Annotated in this window: 14 protein-coding genes; 11 read left to right on the top strand and 3 right to left on the bottom strand. The window is 54.1% G+C overall.

Annotation, left to right across the window (positions count from 1 at the left end; all coding sequences use genetic code 11):
* Position 1: 1 nt before the first annotated feature.
* Entirely contained in the window at positions 2–1,510 is a 1,509-nt protein-coding gene (locus ACYX4J_RS17940) for a M48 family metalloprotease (protein WP_445359434.1), read from the bottom strand.
* A gap of 192 nt (positions 1,511–1,702) precedes the next feature.
* Here ACYX4J_RS17940 and ACYX4J_RS17935 point away from each other — a divergent pair, with 192 nt between their 5' ends.
* The 10 genes from ACYX4J_RS17935 to ACYX4J_RS17890 all read left to right on the top strand — a co-directional run bounded on the left by ACYX4J_RS17935 (position 1,703) and on the right by ACYX4J_RS17890 (position 13,360).
* On the top strand, positions 1,703–1,996 hold the full coding sequence (locus ACYX4J_RS17935) for a sulfurtransferase TusA family protein (RefSeq protein ID WP_445359435.1): 294 nt from the start codon (positions 1,703–1,705) through the stop codon (positions 1,994–1,996).
* 23 nt (positions 1,997–2,019) lie between these two features.
* On the top strand, positions 2,020–3,105 hold the full coding sequence (locus ACYX4J_RS17930; RefSeq protein ID WP_445359658.1) for an AI-2E family transporter: 1,086 nt from the start codon (positions 2,020–2,022) through the stop codon (positions 3,103–3,105).
* Positions 3,106–3,196: 91 nt separating this feature from the next.
* Entirely contained in the window at positions 3,197–4,300 is a 1,104-nt protein-coding gene (locus ACYX4J_RS17925; protein ID WP_476177236.1) for a phosphoribosylaminoimidazolesuccinocarboxamide synthase, read from the top strand.
* A gap of 161 nt (positions 4,301–4,461) precedes the next feature.
* Positions 4,462–6,822: a marine proteobacterial sortase target protein gene (locus ACYX4J_RS17920; RefSeq protein WP_476177235.1), complete on the top strand. Its 2,361-nt coding sequence runs from the start codon at positions 4,462–4,464 to the stop codon at positions 6,820–6,822.
* A 2-nt stretch (positions 6,823–6,824) separates the two neighbouring features.
* Positions 6,825–7,403: a class GN sortase gene (locus ACYX4J_RS17915; RefSeq protein ID WP_444895154.1), complete on the top strand. Its 579-nt coding sequence runs from the start codon at positions 6,825–6,827 to the stop codon at positions 7,401–7,403.
* A gap of 448 nt (positions 7,404–7,851) precedes the next feature.
* On the top strand, positions 7,852–10,521 hold the full coding sequence (gene aceE / locus ACYX4J_RS17910) for a pyruvate dehydrogenase (acetyl-transferring), homodimeric type (protein ID WP_444934907.1): 2,670 nt from the start codon (positions 7,852–7,854) through the stop codon (positions 10,519–10,521).
* A 17-nt stretch (positions 10,522–10,538) separates the two neighbouring features.
* Positions 10,539–12,182 carry a dihydrolipoyllysine-residue acetyltransferase gene (aceF, locus tag ACYX4J_RS17905; protein WP_476177234.1) on the top strand — a complete coding sequence of 548 codons (1,644 nt, stop codon included), beginning with the start codon at positions 10,539–10,541 and terminating at the stop codon, positions 12,180–12,182.
* Between the two features lie 224 nt (positions 12,183–12,406).
* Positions 12,407–12,679 carry a hypothetical protein gene (locus ACYX4J_RS17900; RefSeq protein WP_282934208.1) on the top strand — a complete coding sequence of 91 codons (273 nt, stop codon included), beginning with the start codon at positions 12,407–12,409 and terminating at the stop codon, positions 12,677–12,679.
* 95 nt (positions 12,680–12,774) lie between these two features.
* Positions 12,775–13,077 carry a hypothetical protein gene (locus ACYX4J_RS17895; protein ID WP_282934207.1) on the top strand — a complete coding sequence of 101 codons (303 nt, stop codon included), beginning with the start codon at positions 12,775–12,777 and terminating at the stop codon, positions 13,075–13,077.
* Positions 13,067–13,360: a hypothetical protein gene (locus tag ACYX4J_RS17890; RefSeq protein ID WP_444906377.1), complete on the top strand. Its 294-nt coding sequence runs from the start codon at positions 13,067–13,069 to the stop codon at positions 13,358–13,360. The genes ACYX4J_RS17895 and ACYX4J_RS17890 overlap by 11 nt, the downstream gene beginning before the upstream one ends.
* 53 nt (positions 13,361–13,413) lie before the next feature.
* Here ACYX4J_RS17890 and ACYX4J_RS17885 read toward each other — a convergent pair whose 3' ends face one another.
* Positions 13,414–14,196, bottom strand: coding sequence for a glycosyltransferase domain-containing protein (locus ACYX4J_RS17885; protein ID WP_444895149.1), 783 nt, complete (start codon positions 14,194–14,196; stop codon positions 13,414–13,416).
* Positions 14,197–14,452: 256 nt separating this feature from the next.
* Between ACYX4J_RS17885 and ACYX4J_RS17880 the strand changes: the two genes are divergently transcribed.
* A complete protein-coding gene (locus ACYX4J_RS17880) occupies positions 14,453–14,836 on the top strand; it encodes a hypothetical protein (RefSeq protein ID WP_444895148.1) in 384 nt (127 codons plus the stop codon).
* 45 nt (positions 14,837–14,881) lie between these two features.
* Here ACYX4J_RS17880 and ACYX4J_RS17875 read toward each other — a convergent pair whose 3' ends face one another.
* A complete protein-coding gene (locus ACYX4J_RS17875; protein WP_444895147.1) occupies positions 14,882–18,073 on the bottom strand; it encodes an efflux RND transporter permease subunit in 3,192 nt (1,063 codons plus the stop codon).
* Positions 18,074–18,161 lie beyond the last annotated feature (88 nt).

Here is an 18,161-nt window from a genome sequence, read left to right as displayed (position 1 = left end):
ATTACAGCTCTTCGATTCTTTCCTGCATTTTCAGTACATCTTTGAGGCGCTGTTCCAGGATGGCATTGACCTGGTAATCGTCTTTTGACATGCGAATTCCATGGCGCAGGTGTTGAATAGCCTTGTCGAATATGCCGTTGAGGATGTAATACTCGGCCCTGGCCTCGTGCACGCCAACAATATCTCCGGCCAATCCGTGAGTCTCCGCCAGTAGATACCATACTGCCGGGTCTTTCTTCCGCGTACGGCTATATTTCGCCAGCAGGCGTTCTGCAGCCAGGTAGTTACCGGCTTTAAAGTGGGCATTGGCGAGGCCCATGATTAAGGCGTGGTCTCCCGGATTGCGATCGAGGGCCCACTGCAGGCGCTTGGTGGCACTGCTGTAGTCTTCTCGGATCAGATCGATATCCGCTCGGGCCAGCACATAGGCTGCTTTTGAGGGGGTCTTGTCTAACAGGGGCTGCAAGGTGTCCAGCGCTGAATCGGGCCTGCCTGCGGCTACTTGGGCCAGGGCGAGGCCGTAACGGGCGGCATCCTCATTGTCATTAATACCATTCAGCTCCGCGCTAAAGCGTTTTACTGCTTGCTGCGGCGTTGGTTCTGTGGCGAGCCGCACTCGGGCGCGCATCAGGTGATAATCCAGATCCTCGCTGGGAGCCACTTTTTCCATACGCTGAGCGCGCAACTTGGCATCGGCAATACGCTTTTCTGTAACGGGGTGGGTCAGGAGAAATTCTGGCGGGCGCTGGTAGTAACGGGTGGCCTTGAGCATTTGCTCGAACATTTCACCGGCGGCCTCTGGATCGCGACCGGATTTGGCCAGGGTATCGATACCGACCCTATCTGCCTCTTGCTCATTCTTGCGGCTGAATCGCAGCTGGTTGTCCAGGGCTGCAGCCTGGGTCACGCTCATGGCCGCGATCCCCGCTTCACCACCGGCGGTAGCCGCCAGAACCAGGGCACCGAGCATACCGGCCAGGGTGGGAATTGTACTGTTGCGCTGTGCTTCCAGGGAGCGGGCGTAGTGCCGCTGGCTGAGGTGGCCCAATTCGTGGGCAACTACCGATGCAAACTGGTCTTCACGCTCTGCAAACAGAAACAGGCCGGTATGGACCCCCATGACTCCACCGGGGACTGCAAAGGCGTTCATGGTTTTGTTGTTTACTACAACAACATCAATTTCTTTGTCTTCCAGTGGGCTGTACTCGGCCAATTCCTTGACCATGCCCTCGACAAATTGCTGGATCAGGGCATCACTGGAGGTGCGAACCTGACTGCGAAAAATACGCAGCCACATCTGCCCCAGTTCTTTTTCCTGGGTGTGGGATACGACACCGCTGGTTCTGTCACCGAGCTCCGGGAGGCGGATTTCATCACTGTCCGCTATGGCAGCAAACGGGACTGCGCCGAGTAACAACCCCATACCCAGGCTTCGCAGTCCTGCGCGAAGTCGGTGGAGGATAGCTGGGGGGCGCGTTCGGTGAAGCAGGCTGTTTTTGGAATCAGTCATCTTGATTACTGCTCGGTCTGTCCATGAAGGATCTATAGTCCAACTCTATACGCTACCCCGTTGGACTGTCGAGGGTTGGACTTAGTGGACCATAAAAGGTTCACGCTTGCGCCAGGCGGAAAGTTAAAAAGCGTAAAGCCTGTGCGGGTTATGGCGTCTGGTTCGCGCTATAATCCCCGGCAATTCTGGTTTGTGACTAAAAAGGCAATGTCAGTAACTTCTTCTACCAATCAGCCCGATACCCAGATACCGAACTGGGACGCGGCCACTATTGTGGATGCAAGAAATCTGCCCTGCCCACAACCGTTACTGACCATGCGCCGGGCATTGCGGGAATACCCAGAGGGAACGCTGCTTTGTGTGCTGGCCACTGATGAAGGGTCCTGGCGAGACTTCCACAGTTTTGCGTCTTTAAGTGGCCGGTCCCTGCTCCGCGCTGAGCGACGTAATAATACCTTTCAATATTGGCTGTACGCTGGCAAATGAATAAAGATAAATCCCGAGAGTCTATGTTATCGATTGTAAAAGGCTGGGTGAACCGCTACTTCAGTCAGGAAGAAGTGGTGCTTCTGGTTTTAATATTGACCCTGGCCCTGGTGGTCCTGGCGACTCTGGGCGCTGTGCTGGCCCCGGTATTCACCGCGCTGGTGATCGCCTTCCTGATGCAGGGTATGGTGCAAAAGCTGAAGTCTTGGCGTGTGCCACACTGGCTGGCGGTTACCCTGTCCTGCTTGGTGTTGGTGGGTACTATTGTGGCTCTGTTATTTGTGGTACTACCTATTATCTGGCGTCAGTTGGTGCGGCTTGGGGCAGAGTTGCCCAATATGGTGCAGCGCGGCCAAGAACTATTATTGTTACTCCCTGAGCGCTACCCACGATTAATTTCAGCCGGACAGATCGATGAAATCTTCAATACCCTTGGCAGCGAATTGGGCGGCCTGGGACAGACACTGCTGGCCTTCTCCCTTACCAATCTACCCATTTTTGCCGGCTTGCTGATTTACGTTGTAGTGGTGCCGATCCTGGTGTTCTTCTTCCTTAAGGATGCGGAACAGTTGATCCGCTGGTGCACCTCTTTCCTGCCCAAAGAGCGGCCCATGCTCCACCAGATTTGGCATGAGATGAATGATCAGGTGGCCAATTATGTACGCGGTAAGGTAATAGAAATTGGCATTGTGGCTGCTGTCAGTTATGCCGCCTTCCTGTTACTGGGGGTGAACTACGCCCTGTTGCTGGCGGTAGCTGTGGGTTTCAGTGTGTTGATTCCTTATATCGGTGCAGCGGTTGTCACTATCCCCGTTGCGGCTATTGGGCTTTTCCAGTGGGGGTGGAGTAATGAGTTTCTCTACCTGATGGTGACTTACGGCATCATCCAACTGCTCGATGGCAACGTACTGGTACCACTGCTGTTTTCTGAGGCAGTTAACCTGCACCCGGTTGCTATTATCCTCGCGGTATTGTTCTTTGGCGGCATCTGGGGCTTCTGGGGCGTCTTCTTTGCAATTCCCCTGGCGACCTTGCTCAAGGCCATTATGAGTGCCTGGCCCACCCATGAGCACCAGGTGGAATGGGAGGCCCGGCGAAGCTCGGAGTAATTGCCCGATATCTTTCTTTGTCTGTAGGCTGCGGCATTTGCTAGAATGCCGCGCTTTCTTTTATTTGGTCCCTTCAAATAGGTGAGAGCTCATGAGCCTGGCTGACAAAGTTCTAGCGGTCAATAATGACCTGCCGATCCGCACCGACAAGCCAATCCACAGTGGCAAGGTCCGCTCCGTATACTGGCTGAGCGAAGAAGACAGCCGCCGCCTGATTGAGGAGAAGGGCTACCCCGTTTCTCCTGACACCCCACTTGCGGTAATGGTGATTTCCGACCGTATCTCCGCGTTTGACTGTATCTGGACTGGTGAAGGCGGCATGCGTGGCGTACCTGGCAAGGGCGCAGCACTAAATGCTATTTCCAATCACTGGTTCAAGCTGTTTAAAGAGCAGGGCCTCGCCGATAGCCATATTCTGGATATCCCCCATCCGTTGGTGTGGATCGTGCAGAAGGCGCGCCCGGTTATGATCGAAGCGATCGCCCGTCAGTACATCACCGGCTCCATGTGGCGTTCCTATGAGAAGGGTGAGCGGGAGTTCTGCGGTATCGAGATTGCCGATGGCTTGCAGAAAGACCAGAAGCTGCCTGAATTGCTCATTACCCCCTCCAGCAAAGGTATTCTCAAGGGTATCCCTGGTGTGCCAGAAGCGGACGATGTCAATGTCACCCGCAAGAATATCGAAGACAATTTCGGAGCCTTCGGCTTTCGCAATGCTGGCGATATCGACCTGTACGAGAAGTTGCTGAAGGAAGGTTTCGATTTGATTTCCGCAGAGCTGGAAAAGCTCGACCAGGTCTTTGTCGATACCAAGTTTGAATTTGGCTACGTCACCTCTGCCAATGGTGAAGAAAAGCTGATTTATATGGATGAGGTGGGCACCCCGGACTCCTCCCGTATCTGGGACGGCGAACAGTATCGCGCAGGTAAGGTTGTGGAGAAATCCAAAGAAGGTTTCCGCCAGGCCCTGCTCAACTACTTCCCCGATGCAGATATCCTGTTGAACAAAGATCGCATGAATGAGCGCTCGGCTCTGGCTCGTGATAACGAGCTGCCAGAATCTATGCTGATGGATCTCTCTAATACTTATATTGGTATTGCTGAGAAGATTATTGGTACGAATCTTGAGATATCTGATAATCCCAAAGCGGAATTGCTTGAAGTTCTCCGCAAGGATTACGGTCTGGTCGACTAACCTGGATCGAACTGCAAAAAACCGGCGTTTTCGCCGGTTTTTTTATGCCTGCCATAATTCGCCACAATTCCTCCTGTTTTGTGCTCGTATTCCTGCCGCCTTTCGCCCGCTTCCCTCTGTTTAATGACTTCAACATCCAATTTAAAAGTGGAGGTAAGTGAGTGAACAGGGTGATGTTATTCGGGCAGCGGTTCCATAAAGACGATCTGATGTTGCCGACAGAGGAATACTATCGTCGCCGCCAGAGGACCGGTGGTGCTGGGCGCTGGCTGTTATTTATTGTGGTGGTATTGGCGGTAGTCATTGCGGCAATCGGGGCAGAGGTCAATGCCCAGGAGCTTCCCTCTGTGAGTGATGCGATCCAGCAGGAGTTCACCGAGGCAGTTACTCTGGACGATGTAAAGGGCGGGGACTTACTTTTTACTGGCAATGAGTCCGGAAAGTATATTCCAGCGGTGCACCTGAAAAGTCAGGTCAGTATTTCCGTGCGGGGTCTGGTAGCGGAAGTAGAGCTTCAGCAGCAATTCAAGAATACTACCGACGGCTGGCAGGAAGCGGTGTACGCATTACCACTGCCTGAGCAAGCTGCGGTGGCGGGGCTTGAAATTCAGGTGGGCGAGCGCCGCATTGTCGGTAAGGTGCGCGAGCGGAAAGAGGCCTCCAAGATTTATAAGGCTGCTCGTGCGGCGGGTAAGCGTGCAGCTCTTCTAGAGCAGCAGAGCCCAAATCTGTTCACTAATAAAGTGGCCAATATTGCCCCCGATGAGATGGTGCAAATTAATATCCGCTTTTTGCAGCCAGTGAATTATGACGGTGGCGTTTTTTCACTGCGCATGCCCACGACATTGACCCCACGCTATATCCCTGGCAAGCCAATACCCTCCCAGGCATTGAACGGCGATCAGCAGGAGTTGGTGGCAGAGAGTAGTGGCTGGGCACTGCCCACTAATCAAGTGCCGGGTGCTGCGTCGATAACTCCGTTTATGCAGCCAGCGCAGGAGCTAGAGGCACTGGGTAGTCATAATATTTCTATCGAGGTGGATCTGCATGGCGGACTGCCGCTAGCAAAAATCGATAGCCCCTATCACCAGATTGATATTGATAACCGAGGTGACGGTCGCTATCGGATTCAGTTGCGAGATGAAACAGCTGCAATGGATCGGGATTTCTTATTGAATTGGCAGCCGCGCGCTTCTGCTATGCCGCGGGCGGCATTGTTTAGCGAGAAAATCACAGCGCAAGAGGGGGTAGAAGAGCAGGCTGGTGCTTATCTGCAGGTCATGCTGCTGCCACCCAGCGACGGTACCTCTGCGCAGCGTTTACCGAGGGAAGTGATTTATGTGATCGATACTTCCGGCTCCATGTCTGGCAATTCTATTCGTCAGGCAAAGGAGAGTCTTACCCTGGCACTGTCTCGCCTGCACAGCAATGATCGCTTTAACGTTATTGAATTTAACAGTACAACCCGCGCATTTTTCCTGCGCCCGATAGCCGCGAGCGCGGAGAATATCCGCCGTGCGCGTCAGGAAATCGAAAACCTGAATGCCGAGGGAGGTACAGAAATGGCGCCGGCCTTGCGAATGGCACTCGGTCAGCAAATGCAGGACGACACCAGTACCGTTCAGCAAGTCGTATTTATTACAGATGGTGCGGTGGGCAATGAGCGGGCCCTGTTCGAGTTAATTAGCCAGTCCTTGCATAACGCCCGGTTGTTTACTGTGGGTATTGGTTCGGCTCCCAATAGCCACTTTATGCGCAAAGCTGCTCAGTTTGGACGGGGTACTTTCGTCACCATCGGTGATATTTCCGAAGTTCGCGAGCGTATGCAGGCTCTGTTCGCCAAGTTGGAAAATCCTATGGCTACAGACCTGCAACTCAGTTGGCCCCAGGGAGTCGTCGCGGATGCCTACCCCAAGCGTATCCCGGATCTCTATAACGGTGAGCCTATGCAGTTGGTGGCCAAGGTGCAGGGTGACCTCTTGCAGGGAGATATCCAGCTGCGGGGCCGAATGGCGGGTAAACAGTTTGTGCGCAAACTAGCTCTGAAAGTAGAGAGTGATAGCGATACTTCAGGCATCGGCAGTGTCTGGGCGCGCAGCAAGATAGATTCTCTGCGGGACCGGCAGCTTCAGTCTGGAGAGCAGTCGGATGCGGGCTTGGCTCTGCGCGAACAGATTTTACAGATTGCCCTGAGGCATCAACTTGCCAGCCCCTATACCAGTTTTGTTGCAGTTGAAGAGGAAGTTGTACGCAGCGCTGAAGAGAAGTTATCTCGCAGCTCGGTCACCAATATGATGGCTAAAGGGCAAGTGCTACAGCGCCAGGCCTATCCGCAAACTGCTACAGGTCTCTACGGGCAGTTATTGGCAGCGGCGGTATTGTTGATGTTTGCGGCGATCTTCCAGCGCGGTCGGGCCTTGCGCAGCAACTTGACCCGAGCCCTGCGCTCCTTCCTGCGCAGGGTTTTACCGGACCCCCGTCAACCCAGCGGCGCTAATCCTCTGCAACGGGGAGGTGTGTAAGCGTGGCTCGCTCACTGCTCTTTATGCTTTGCTTGGGAACGGGCTTGTGGCAGCTGGGTTCCGCCAGCTGGCTCCTGGCCAAGGCAGAATTGGCCCAAGTGTTGATTAATAGTGCTTGGGAAGAACAGCTACAGGGCGGGGCTCTGCAAAAGCCCTGGCCCTGGGCGGACACCTGGCCAGTGGCCAAGTTAAAGTTGGAAGGACAGTCGCCATTAATTGTTCTCAGCGGCGGTAGTGGCCAGGCGTTGGCTTTCGGCCCTGGTCTCTTAGCTGGGTCCGGCAATCCTGGCGAGCCTCGCACCACGGTTATTGCCGCACACCGGGATACTCACTTTGCGGGATTAGAGCGTGTCAGGCGGGGTACCTCCATTTACCTGCAGGATAAACGCGGACGCTGGCATACTTATCGGGTTGCGGAAATGCGAATTGTGGACAGTGAGAGAGAGCGTTTGCCGATCTTTGCCGAGCGGGGTTTATTGCTGGTGACTTGTTACCCCTTTAATGCCCTGGCGGCTGGTGGCCCGCTGCGTTACTTGGTCTACGCTGAATATCAACCCGGTGGGGAGCTGGTTCAGCTGTGACTGATGTCTTTGTTTGAGACTCGATTTTGTAGTTCATTTTCTCAAAAATTCCACTAAATGTTCCGGTGAAACGGCCAAACGGCAAATAATTGTTTTGCTCTTTTGTTTTATTTGTTACTAACCGTCCTATCTGGAAAATTTTTTGTAGTAATACTACAATTCCCTCCGCTAACAACCGGGGATGGGGTTTTGTCCGCCAGTCTGCGCGGGCCCCGGAACAAATAATCACAGTCAAACTAGGCACTTGCGGCAATTAATTGCGCCGCTTTCCTCACCGTCATATTCGAGTAAAGATTCACAAACTTTGCATTTACGCCAACAAAGTTGGTGAATTGGCGGAACCAAGAAAAAAAGGAAGCTTTTTTTTGCTCGCGCTGTAGTTTGCCCGCGTACCGATTTTTGAGAAATAGACCGACTCGACGTCGCCTAATTCGCCGAGGAGCACTTGATGCACGAAGATACCGATAACCTCGAAACGCAGGAGTGGCTGGACGCGCTGCAAGCGGTTATCCGCTATAGCGGCAAAGAACGCGCAGCCTTCCTCCTGAAGCAGCTGTCTGACCGCGCTACCGATGTAGGCGTACAATTGCCTGCGGCAATCACCACTCCCTATCGCAACTCCATTCCGCCCAATGCGGAAAAGCGTATGCCTGGCGACTTATTTATGGAGCGCCGCATTCGCTCCCTGATTCGCTGGAATGCCCTGGCGATGGTGGTACGTGCCAACCAGAATGACGATGGCCTCGGCGGCCATATCTCCAGTTTCTCCTCTGCGGCCACACTCTACGATGTGGGCTTCAACTACTTCTTCCGTGGCAATGAAGGTGAAGAGCGCGGCGACCTGATTTTCTTCCAGGGTCACAGTGCACCGGGTATTTATGCCCGCTCCTACCTGGAAGGGCGTTTCGATGAAGAGCAGCTGGACAACTTCCGCCGCGAAGTGAACGGCAATGGCCTTTCCTCTTACCCGCACCCCTGGCTGATGCCGGAGTACTGGCAGTTCCCCACGGTCTCCATGGGATTGGGGCCGATTCAGGCGATTTACCAAGCGCACATTATGCGCTACCTGTCTGCCCGCGGCCTGTCCCCGCGCGGCGATCGCAAGGTGTGGGCTTTCCTTGGTGACGGTGAGTGTGACGAGCCGGAAACCCTGGGCGCAATTTCCCTGGCCGGCCGCGAGCAACTGGAAAATCTGGTGTTCGTGGTTAACTGTAACCTGCAGCGTCTGGACGGCCCGGTACGCGGCAACGGTAAGATCGTGCAGGAGCTGGAAGGCGTATTCCGCGGTGCCGGTTGGAATGTTGTCAAAGTACTCTGGGGCCGCCTGTGGGATCCGCTGCTAGAGAAAGATGACAAAGGCCTGTTGCAGAAAGTCATGGACGAAGTGGTCGATGGCGAGATGCAGAACTTCAAGGCCAACGGCGGTGCTTATACCCGCGAGCACTTCTTCGGCAAATACCCGGAGTTGCTGGAGCTGGTTAAGGATATGTCCGACGATGAGATTATGAAGCTCAATCGCGGCGGCCACGATCCTTACAAGGTATACGCAGCTTACGCAGCGGCGATGGCCCACAAAGGCCAGCCCACCGTGATCCTGGCCCAGACCGTTAAAGGTTACGGCTTAGGCTCCGCCGGTGAAGCGGCGATGGATACCCATTCTGTGAAGAAGCTGGATCTGGATTCCCTCAAGCGTTTCCGCGATCGCTTTGCCATTCCGCTCACCGATAAAGAGCTGGAAGAGGTCCCTTACTACCGCCCATCTCCGGACAGCCCGGAAATGAAATATATGGCGGAACGCCGCAAGGCCCTGGGCGGTCCGGTTCCCCGTCGCCCGGTTGAGTGCCCGAAACTGGAAGTTCCCGGTCTCGATGCCTTCAGCGCACTGACCAAAGGCTCCGGTGAGCGCGAAATCTCCACCACCATGGCATTTGTCCGCGCTATCGCGGCCTTGGTAAAAGACAAGAATATCGGCAAGAACATTGCGCCGATCGTTCCCGATGAAGCCCGTACCTTTGGTATGGAAGGCCTGTTCCGCCAGCTGGGTATCTATTCCTCCCAGGGGCAGCGCTACACCCCGGTGGATCACGGCCAGATCATGTATTACAAGGAAGATAAGAAAGGCCAGGTGCTGGAAGAGGGCATCAACGAAGCCGGTGCTATGTCCACCTGGATGGCGCTGGCCACGGCCTACAGCAACCACGGCGTGCCGATGGTGCCTTTCTATATCTACTACTCCATGTTCGGTTTCCAGCGTATCGGCGACCTGGCCTGGGCCGCTGGCGATATGCAGGCGCGCGGCTTCCTGATCGGTGCTACTGCTGGCCGTACCACTTTGAACGGTGAGGGTCTGCAGCACCAGGATGGCCACAGCCACGTACTGTCCTCCACTATCCCCAACTGCCGCAGTTACGACCCGGCTTACGGTTATGAGCTGGCGGTGGTTATGCAGCGCGGCTTGAAAGAGATGTACGAAGAGCAGAAGAACCTCTTCTACTACATCACTATCGAGAACGAAAACTACCTGCAGCCGGAAATGCCTCAGGGCGTGGAAGAGGGCATTATTCGCGGTATCTACAAGCTGCAGTCCAACGTCAAGAAAGGGGCCAAGGGCAAAGCGGCGAAGAAACATGTACAGCTGATTGGTGGCGGTACTATTTTGCGCGAAGTACTGGCAGCGGCGAATATCCTCGCCGACCAGTTCGGTGTGACCTCCGATGTCTGGAGCCTCACCTCCGCTGTGGAATCGGCCCGTGAAGGCCAGGATGTGGCGCGCTGGAATATGCTGCACCCGGAAGCCGAGCCGCGCAAAGCCTGGATCACCGAGCAGTTCGAAGGCAATACCTCTCCGGTTATCGCCTCCACCGACTACATCCGTTCCTATGTGGAGCCACTGCGCGAATTTATCGACGGTGAACTGACCACCCTGGGTACCGATGGTTTCGGCCGCAGTGACAGCCGCGAGCAGCTGCGTCGCTTCTTCGAAGTGGATCGCAACTACGTGGTAATTGCCGCACTGAATGGCTTGGCCAAGCAGGGCGTTATTGATGCGAAAGAGGTTGCGGAAGCAATCGTGAAGCTCAATATCGACGCCGAAAAAGTTAACCCGCGCATCAGCTAAGAGAAGGCAGAACTCCTATGGCAAAAAAAGTCATTAAAGTGCCTGATCTCGGTGGTGCCGATCAGGTGGATGTGATTGAAATTTCTGTTGCTGTCGGCGATACCGTCGCGCAAGAGGATTCACTGATTGTGGTGGAGGGCGATAAAGCCTCCATGGATGTGCCAGCCCCAGTGGCTGGCAAAATCCTCAGCATCAGCGTGAAAGAGGGCGATAAGGTCTCTGAAGGCGACGTGATTGGGGAAATCGAAACCGATGTGGCGGAAGCGCCGGCAGAGGAGCCCGCTGCGGCCCCCGCCAAGCAAGAAGCTGCACCAGTTGCAGAGCCTGTGGCTGAAGCTCCTGCGGCAGCGGCGAGCGGCGAGCCGAAAGAGGAAACGATCCAGATCCCGGATCTGGGCGGTGCCGATGCGGTTGATGTGATCGAGATCAGTGTACAGCCCGGTGATGTGGTTGAAGAGGGGGACTCCCTGATTGTGGTGGAAGGCGATAAAGCCTCTATGGATGTGCCTTCCCCCAGCGCCGGTACCGTGGTTTCTATCGCGGTTAAAGAAGGCGACAAGGTTTCCACAGGTGACACCTTGGGCGTGTTGAAAGTAGTTACTGCAGGCGCCGCCGAGTCTGCGGCTACAGCTGCAGCCCCTGCAGCGACAGCGCCTGCCGAGAGCGCGCCACAGCAGGCAGCTGCGTCTGTTGAGCCCCCGGCAGTGCCGCAGAAAGACTATCAGCTGGAGCGCAACCTCACCGCAGCAGCCCAGGTTTACGCCGGCCCCGCCGTGCGCAAACTGGCCCGCGAGTTGGGTGTTACCTTGAATAAGGTGAAGCCTACCGGCCCGCGCAACCGGGTCTCCAAGGACGATCTGCACAATTACATCCGCGAGCAGGTGAAGAAAGCTGAGAGCGGCGCGGTTGGTGTCGGCGGTGGAATTGGCATCGCCAAGATGCCGGATATCGACTTCAGCCAGTTTGGCCCGGTGAATGTGGAGCCGATGAGCAAGATCCACAAGATTACCGCAGCCAACATGTCACGCAACTGGCTCAACGTGCCTCACGTCACCCAGTTTGACGATGCGGATATCACAGAGCTGGAAACCTTCCGCAAGTCCATGAAGGTCGAGGCGGAGAAGCGCGGAGTGAAGCTCACTCCAGTGCCTTTCCTGCTGAAAGCGGTAGCTGCGGCCCTGCGTGCAGAGCCGAGCTTTAATGTGTCCCTGCACAACGATGGCGAGCACATTGTGCGCAAGGACTATGTGCATGTGGGTATGGCAGTAGATACTCCAAAAGGCTTAATGGTGCCGGTTATCCGCGATGTGGATAAGAAAGGCCTGTACGAGCTGGCGGCAGAGGCCACTGAAATGGCCCTGAAAGCCCGCGATGGCAAGCTGAAGCCCAACGAGATGCAGGGTGCCTGCTTTACCATTTCCAGTTTGGGGGCTATCGGCGGCACCGGATTCACCCCGATCGTCAATTCTCCGGAAGTTGGTATCCTCGGTGTTTCCAAGCTGGCGATGAAGCCGGTGTGGAACGGTAAGGACTTTGAGCCTAGGCAGATGTTGCCCTTGGCGCTCTCCTACGATCACCGCGCGGTAAATGGCGGAGATGCCGGACGCTTTATGACTTACTTGGTCAGCGTGCTGGCGGATGTGCGCAGACTGTTGCTGTAATTGCCAGCGAGTTAAAGCCAGTAAAAAAAGCGGCCAATCGGCCGCTTTTTTTATAGTCAGGACTAAGGAGCCTTTAAGTGGAAATGAAATATTCGCCGCGTAAAACAACAATAAGATGATTTACGCGCAAATCGATTCTGGGTTGCTGGCTGCTAATGCCTCGGCAGCTAGACTCACAGAGAGGCTACTATCATCGCAGCACTGAAAATGTGAGGTGTCGGATTATGGGACCTACAAGGAAATTCGCGTTGCCGCTTGTGGCGGTATTTGCGATGCAGGGCTGCTTGTTTTTGCCTGCGGACGAAGTGGAGGGTGAAGACCCTTTCTTTTATGAGGCAGAGGCTGCCGGACAAAGCGCCAGCTTTGTGGAAGTCGGCAGTAACCACACAAAATACCCACAACCCCTTACCGCCAAAAGCGAATGCGAGGCGGCGGATTGCGTAGATAGCTTGCAGGACTCCATGGCCTGGTTTTTCCCTATATTGCGGGTTTACTAACGATAGTAGCCGAGCCCAGTGTGGAGCTGTTGCGAAATAGCCGGATCTAAAAGTGCGTGGACTCTGTCCGCGCGGTGCTGATACGGAGCGCTACCATGCAAAAGTTTGCGATATTTATTTCTGCATTGTCGATGGGTGTATTCCTTGAGGGTTGTGGAACCCCCGATACGCGCAATCAAGTGGTTTATCCCGTAAGCCCGCCAATTCCCCGCCATGCGGAATACCGGGGTTATCCCTCTTCTCACTCTTCTCATTCCTCCCATGTGCCAGATGCGCCTGCATCTCCAACAAGCTGCCCGGGGGATTCTGAGGAGCTGGCGCCGGGTTCTATTTGCCCACCCAGTGCCCGTTGTTTTGACATTTCCGGTGGAAGGCGTTGTATTTCCTATGAAAATTAGCGTTGTTTTTATTCTTATTCTTGTAGCGCAGTCCCTGGCGGGCTGCGTGGCTGACGGTTTCGGTTATGACTTAACCGGCACGGCAACTTACTACACCTACAAAACCACTCCGGTGCCACCGGATGAACTTACTGCATTCCCGCGTTTTTGCCTGGCCGGTGATCCCTATATGGGAAGTCTCGATAACTGTATTGCCGAGGGTGTGCACTGCTATCAATTGGATACCGGTGATTGGTGTGAAGGGCCTTATTCACCGTTTGAATTAAGTTATAGCTTTTATTGATCGATATAAAGGTTATCTGCGATTGAAGGGAGTATTGGCTGGGTGATTTGGGGCTATTTTAATAGTGTTTTGATACTCTCTTTAATCGAGGTGCCAATATAGTACTTCAGGCCATGGAAAGTACCTTTGATGTTAATTCCTGGGTTGTATTCGTACCCGAGTTTTTCCAGAAGCACATTGAGTTTTTTCTTGATGCCAATAGCAAACCAGCTGCAAGGGAATGAAATAATACTCGGAGTTTCTCCATTGTGTAGGTATATTTCTTCGTTGTGAATTTTGCTTACTTGGCTTAGTAGATTGAAACTTGGATTGGCGGCATCAAAGTTAAAAAAAAGTTGGCTTTCGCCGTCGATACCTATTTGTGTGCAGTTTTGGTGTGCATAATAGTGCCTAAGAATTTTTTGGTCATCAGAGTAATTGGGGTACATCTTACGAGCGGTCTGGAAAAGGTTTTGTAGCGCTATATTTTTGCCTATAAAGACACCTGTAGAAAAAACACACTCGCTGGGGAAAAATTTTCTTTCAAAAAATCCTTGTATACCGCTATGTTCGTAATCATTGGAAAAAATAATTTCCTTGCCAAAGGTGAGAAATTTTTTTTCTAAGTGTTTGATTGATGGCAGTATTAGTGAATCGAAACCATCCAGGTAGCAGACGATATCCTCTTCCGGTAGGGATCTAAAGAAAGGCATTAAGATGTCTATTTTGGAAGAGAAATCTTTCCAAGGATAATTGTGCCCAAGGATAGATAATGACACGCCGTTGCGGTTGGCGGATTCCAGCAGGACAGGAAGCATCCTTTCCGAGTGGGTGGCAATCGTGGCGACATGCAACATCTTTTAGGAAGAGATCTCGATAATCTGAAGTATTTTTTAACGGCATGGATTTATTGCCGTTCGGAGAAAGTCTAGACGAACGCGGCTTTTGCCACTGAAGTTCGGCGGAACTTGATTTTCTTACGAAAAAGCGTTTGTGTGCACGCTCGTGTTTTTATGGATTATTCTTTCATTGGTGATTGTTTTACTGTGGATGCCAAACCCTAGGGCTGGGGGTATTAGGGAGGAGGGTTATCCGTCAATAAATAGGCTGGTAATGAAAGGTGCCAATAAAAGCTGGCTTTGGAATGTTATTGTTGCGGTGGATCAATTGGGCAATGCCATTGCTGGCGGCAATCCTGATGCAACTATATCTGCGCGCTGTGGCTATTTCTCAAGGGTGACAGAAACACGTTTTCGGCGTTACTGGAGGTTTCTGGAGCGGGTAATTAACTATACCCTGAAGCCGATTGATGGGCCCGATCACTGTTACCAATCCTACCTGTGGGATCACGCTGAGAAACACGAAGAAGGCAGTGATTATATGCGTGCTGTTTTAGGAGTTATTGTGATTTTGATTTGTGTGCCAATGGGCTTGTTGATCCGCTTGTATGTGATTGTTTTTCCTGGAGCCCGCTGGAAAAAGGAGAAGCGCAAGTAGAAAAAGCCCGGGCGCATAGTGTTGGTGCGCCCGGGATAAGCGGGGTTAAGTATTAGTCGCGTGCTCTAAGGGTAAATTGCTTTCTTGACTATCTGCGTGACGGGCAGCTGATAGTTTGCCGCCGGCAATCTTGCGCAGGGCAACATAAAATACCGGAGTGAGGAACAGGCCAAACAGGGTTACACCGATCATGCCGGTAAATACGGTAATGCCCATGGCATTGCGCACCTCAGCGCCAGCGCCGCCGGCCAATACCAGTGGAACAACACCGGCAATAAAGGCGACTGAAGTCATAATGATCGGGCGCAGACGCAGGCGGCAGGCTTCCAGTGCAGCCTCGACAGTGCCTTTGCCTTCCATTTCCAGTTCGCGAGCAAATTCCACGATTAAAATAGCGTTCTTACAAGCCAGCCCCATCAGTACAACCAGCCCGACTTGAACAAATACATTGTTGTCGCCGCCAGTAGCCCAGACACCGAATAGTGCAGCCAGCAGACACATGGGCACGATCAGGATCACCGCCAGTGGCATTACCCAGCTTTCATAGAGGGCGGCCAACACCAGGAATACCAGTAGTACTGCGAGAGGGAAAACCACCATGGCGGCATTGCCCTGGTTGACCTGCTGGAAGCTGAGGTCGGTCCACTGGATTTGCATGCCCGGTGGCAGGGCTTGGCTGGCAACCTGCTCAACCGCTGCCAGTGCCTCGGAAGAGGACAACATGCTGGGATCGGACTGCCCCATCAGGTCGGCTGCCGGATAGCCGTTGTATCGGATCACCGGGTCTGGTCCGTAACTCTGGCGCAGGGTCACCATGGTGCTGATGGGCACCATCTCCCCATTCATATTGCGGGTGTAGAGATTATCGAGATCCTGCACTTCATCGCGGAAGGGTGCATCAGCCTGGGCAACGACCTGGTAGGTGCGGCCGAAAAGGTTGAAGTCGTTGATATACATAGAGCCGAAGTAGAGCTGCAGGGTGCCGAACAAGTCGTCCATGCGCACACCTTGAGCCTTGGCCTGTAGTCGATCCACTTCCGCGTCCATCTGCGGCACATTGGCCTGGTAGGAGCTGAAGGGGTAGCTGAGGCCGCTGGCTTGGCTCAGGGCGCCAGCCAACATATTGGTGGCGTTTTGCAACTCACCGTAGCCAGCACCGCGACGGTCCTGAACATAGAGGGAGTAGCCGGAACCGGCACCCAGTCCGAAGATGGGCGGCGGCATAAAGGTCATGGCAAAGCCTTCCTTGATCTGTGAGATCTTGCCATTTAGCTCCGCAGCGATTTCCTGGGCACTGCGCTCACGTTCATCGAAATCGTCGAACAGGATAAATACCGTGCCCACGTTGGGAGTGTTGGTACCTTGCAGGGCATTGAAGCCGACAAAGGCCGCGGCGTTGGCAACACCTTCTGTTTCCAGGGCCAATTCACTCACGCGGCGAGCAACTTCCTCGGTGCGATCCAGGGAGGCACCTTCCGGCAGGCGGATACTACCCACCAGGTAAGTCTTATCCTGAACCGGAATAAAGCCGCCGGGGACCTGTTGGAACAGGGCGAAAGTACCGCCGAGCAATATCAGGTAAACACCAAATACGATACCGCGACGCTTGAGGCTACCACCAACGATCCGCTGGTAACGCTCGGAATTGCGCTGGAAGAAGCGGTTGAACGGGCGGAATATCCAGCCGAACAAACGCTCAATAATCCGCGCGGGCATATCCGGTTTGGCGCCGTGAGGCTTCAACAGAGTTGCCGCCAGAGCCGGAGATAGAGTCAGAGAGTTGATCGCGGAGATAATGGTGGCGATGGCAATAGTGGTGGCAAACTGGCGGTAGAACTGGCCGGTGATGCCGTCCAGGAATGCCATGGGCACAAACACCGCGCAGAGCACCAGGCTGATCGCGACAATTGGACCGCTCACCTCTCGCATGGCCTGGTGGGCAGCGGCTAAAGGTGTCAGTCCCTCCTCGATATTCCGCTCGACGTTTTCCACCACCACAATGGCGTCATCCACCACAATACCGATGGCCAGCACCATAGCGAACAAGGTCAGGGTGTTGATTGAGAAGCCCAACATCAACAGCACCGCAAAGGTGCCGACAATAGATACCGGCACGGCCAACAGTGGGATCAATGAGGCGCGCCAGGTTTGCAGGAACAGGATAACTACCAGAACCACGAGCAGCACGGCTTCCAGTAGGGTCTTGATCACTGAGCTGATGGAGGTGCTAACAAAAACCGTGGGGTCGTAAGCGACTTCCCACTTGAGGCCTTCCGGGAACTGATCATCCAGTTCAGCCATTTTCTCCCGTACCGCCGCAGAAACCTCCAGTGAGTTGGAGCCGGGGGATTGGAAAATAGGGATGGCGACAGCCTGGCGGCCGTTGAGCAGGGCGCGCAGGGAGTCCTGGGAAGAGGCCAGCTCTACACGGGCCACATCTCTCAGGCGGGTGATCTCACCATTATTGCCGGTCTTGAGTACAACATCGCCAAACTCCTCTTCACTTTCCAGGCGGCCTTTGGCGTTAATGGAAATCAGGAAGTCGGAGCCGTTCGGCATGGGGGAGGCGCCGATCTGGCCGGCGGAAACCTGTACGTTCTGCTCACGCACGGCACTGACAATATCGGCAGCAGTAATGCCTACGGCGGCGGCTTTCTGCGGGTCCACCCACAAGCGCATGGCGTAGTCACCGGAACCGAATACGGCGGCAAGACCCACGCCGGGAATGCGCGATAGCTCATCGCGAATATGCAGTACGGCGTAGTTGCGAATATAGGTAGCGTCGAGGCTGTCGTCCGGTGAAATCAGGTGCACCGCCATCATCAGGTTTGGCGACTGCTTCTGGGTAGTAACACCTTGCAGGCGGACATCTTCAGGCAGGCGCGGCAGGGCCTGGGATACCCGGTTTTGCACCTGTACCTGGGCTTGGTCCGGGTCGGTGCCCAACTCAAAGGTCACGTTCAAAGTCAGGGTGCCATCACTGCCAGCCACTGACTTCATGTAGATCATATTTTCCACGCCGTTAATCGCTTCTTCCAGCGGCGTGGCCACAGTTTCTGAGATCGTCTTAGGGTTAGCGCCAGGATAGCGAGCACTCACTTGCACGCTGGGGGGTACAACTTCGGGATATTCGCTGACCGGCAGTGAGGGAATACTGATCAGGCCGACGACGAAAATAATGATCGACAACACGGATGCAAATATCGGTCTGTCGACAAAGAAACGGGAAAAATTCATATACTGCTACTCCGAGAGCGACTCAGTCAGCCGCTCGGATTCCATTGATAGGATTAGCTGAATGTATGGGCTCACTTCGGCAAGCCCC

This window comes from Microbulbifer sp. ABM4_008, assembly GCF_056311705.1.
The sequence above is the reverse complement of the archived record's forward strand: the minus strand, read 5'-3'. Positions and strand labels throughout refer to the sequence as shown.

Bases quoted from the DNA above. Each gene is read 5' to 3' on its own strand.
- ACYX4J_RS17940 (WP_445359434.1), bottom strand. From the start codon at position 1,510: ATGACTGATTCCAAAAACAGCCTGCTTCACCGAACGCGCCCCCCAGCT.
- ACYX4J_RS17930 (WP_445359658.1), top strand. From the start codon at position 2,020: ATGTTATCGATTGTAAAAGGCTGGGTGAACCGCTACTTCAGTCAGGAA.
- ACYX4J_RS17925 (WP_476177236.1), top strand. From the start codon at position 3,197: ATGAGCCTGGCTGACAAAGTTCTAGCGGTCAATAATGACCTGCCGATC.
- aceE (WP_444934907.1), top strand. From the start codon at position 7,852: ATGCACGAAGATACCGATAACCTCGAAACGCAGGAGTGGCTGGACGCG.
- aceF (WP_476177234.1), top strand. From the start codon at position 10,539: ATGGCAAAAAAAGTCATTAAAGTGCCTGATCTCGGTGGTGCCGATCAG.
- ACYX4J_RS17900 (WP_282934208.1), top strand. From the start codon at position 12,407: ATGGGACCTACAAGGAAATTCGCGTTGCCGCTTGTGGCGGTATTTGCG.
- ACYX4J_RS17895 (WP_282934207.1), top strand. From the start codon at position 12,775: ATGCAAAAGTTTGCGATATTTATTTCTGCATTGTCGATGGGTGTATTC.
- ACYX4J_RS17890 (WP_444906377.1), top strand. From the start codon at position 13,067: ATGAAAATTAGCGTTGTTTTTATTCTTATTCTTGTAGCGCAGTCCCTG.
- ACYX4J_RS17885 (WP_444895149.1), bottom strand. From the start codon at position 14,196: ATGTTGCATGTCGCCACGATTGCCACCCACTCGGAAAGGATGCTTCCT.
- ACYX4J_RS17880 (WP_444895148.1), top strand. From the start codon at position 14,453: ATGAAAGGTGCCAATAAAAGCTGGCTTTGGAATGTTATTGTTGCGGTG.
- ACYX4J_RS17875 (WP_444895147.1), bottom strand. From the start codon at position 18,073: ATGAATTTTTCCCGTTTCTTTGTCGACAGACCGATATTTGCATCCGTG.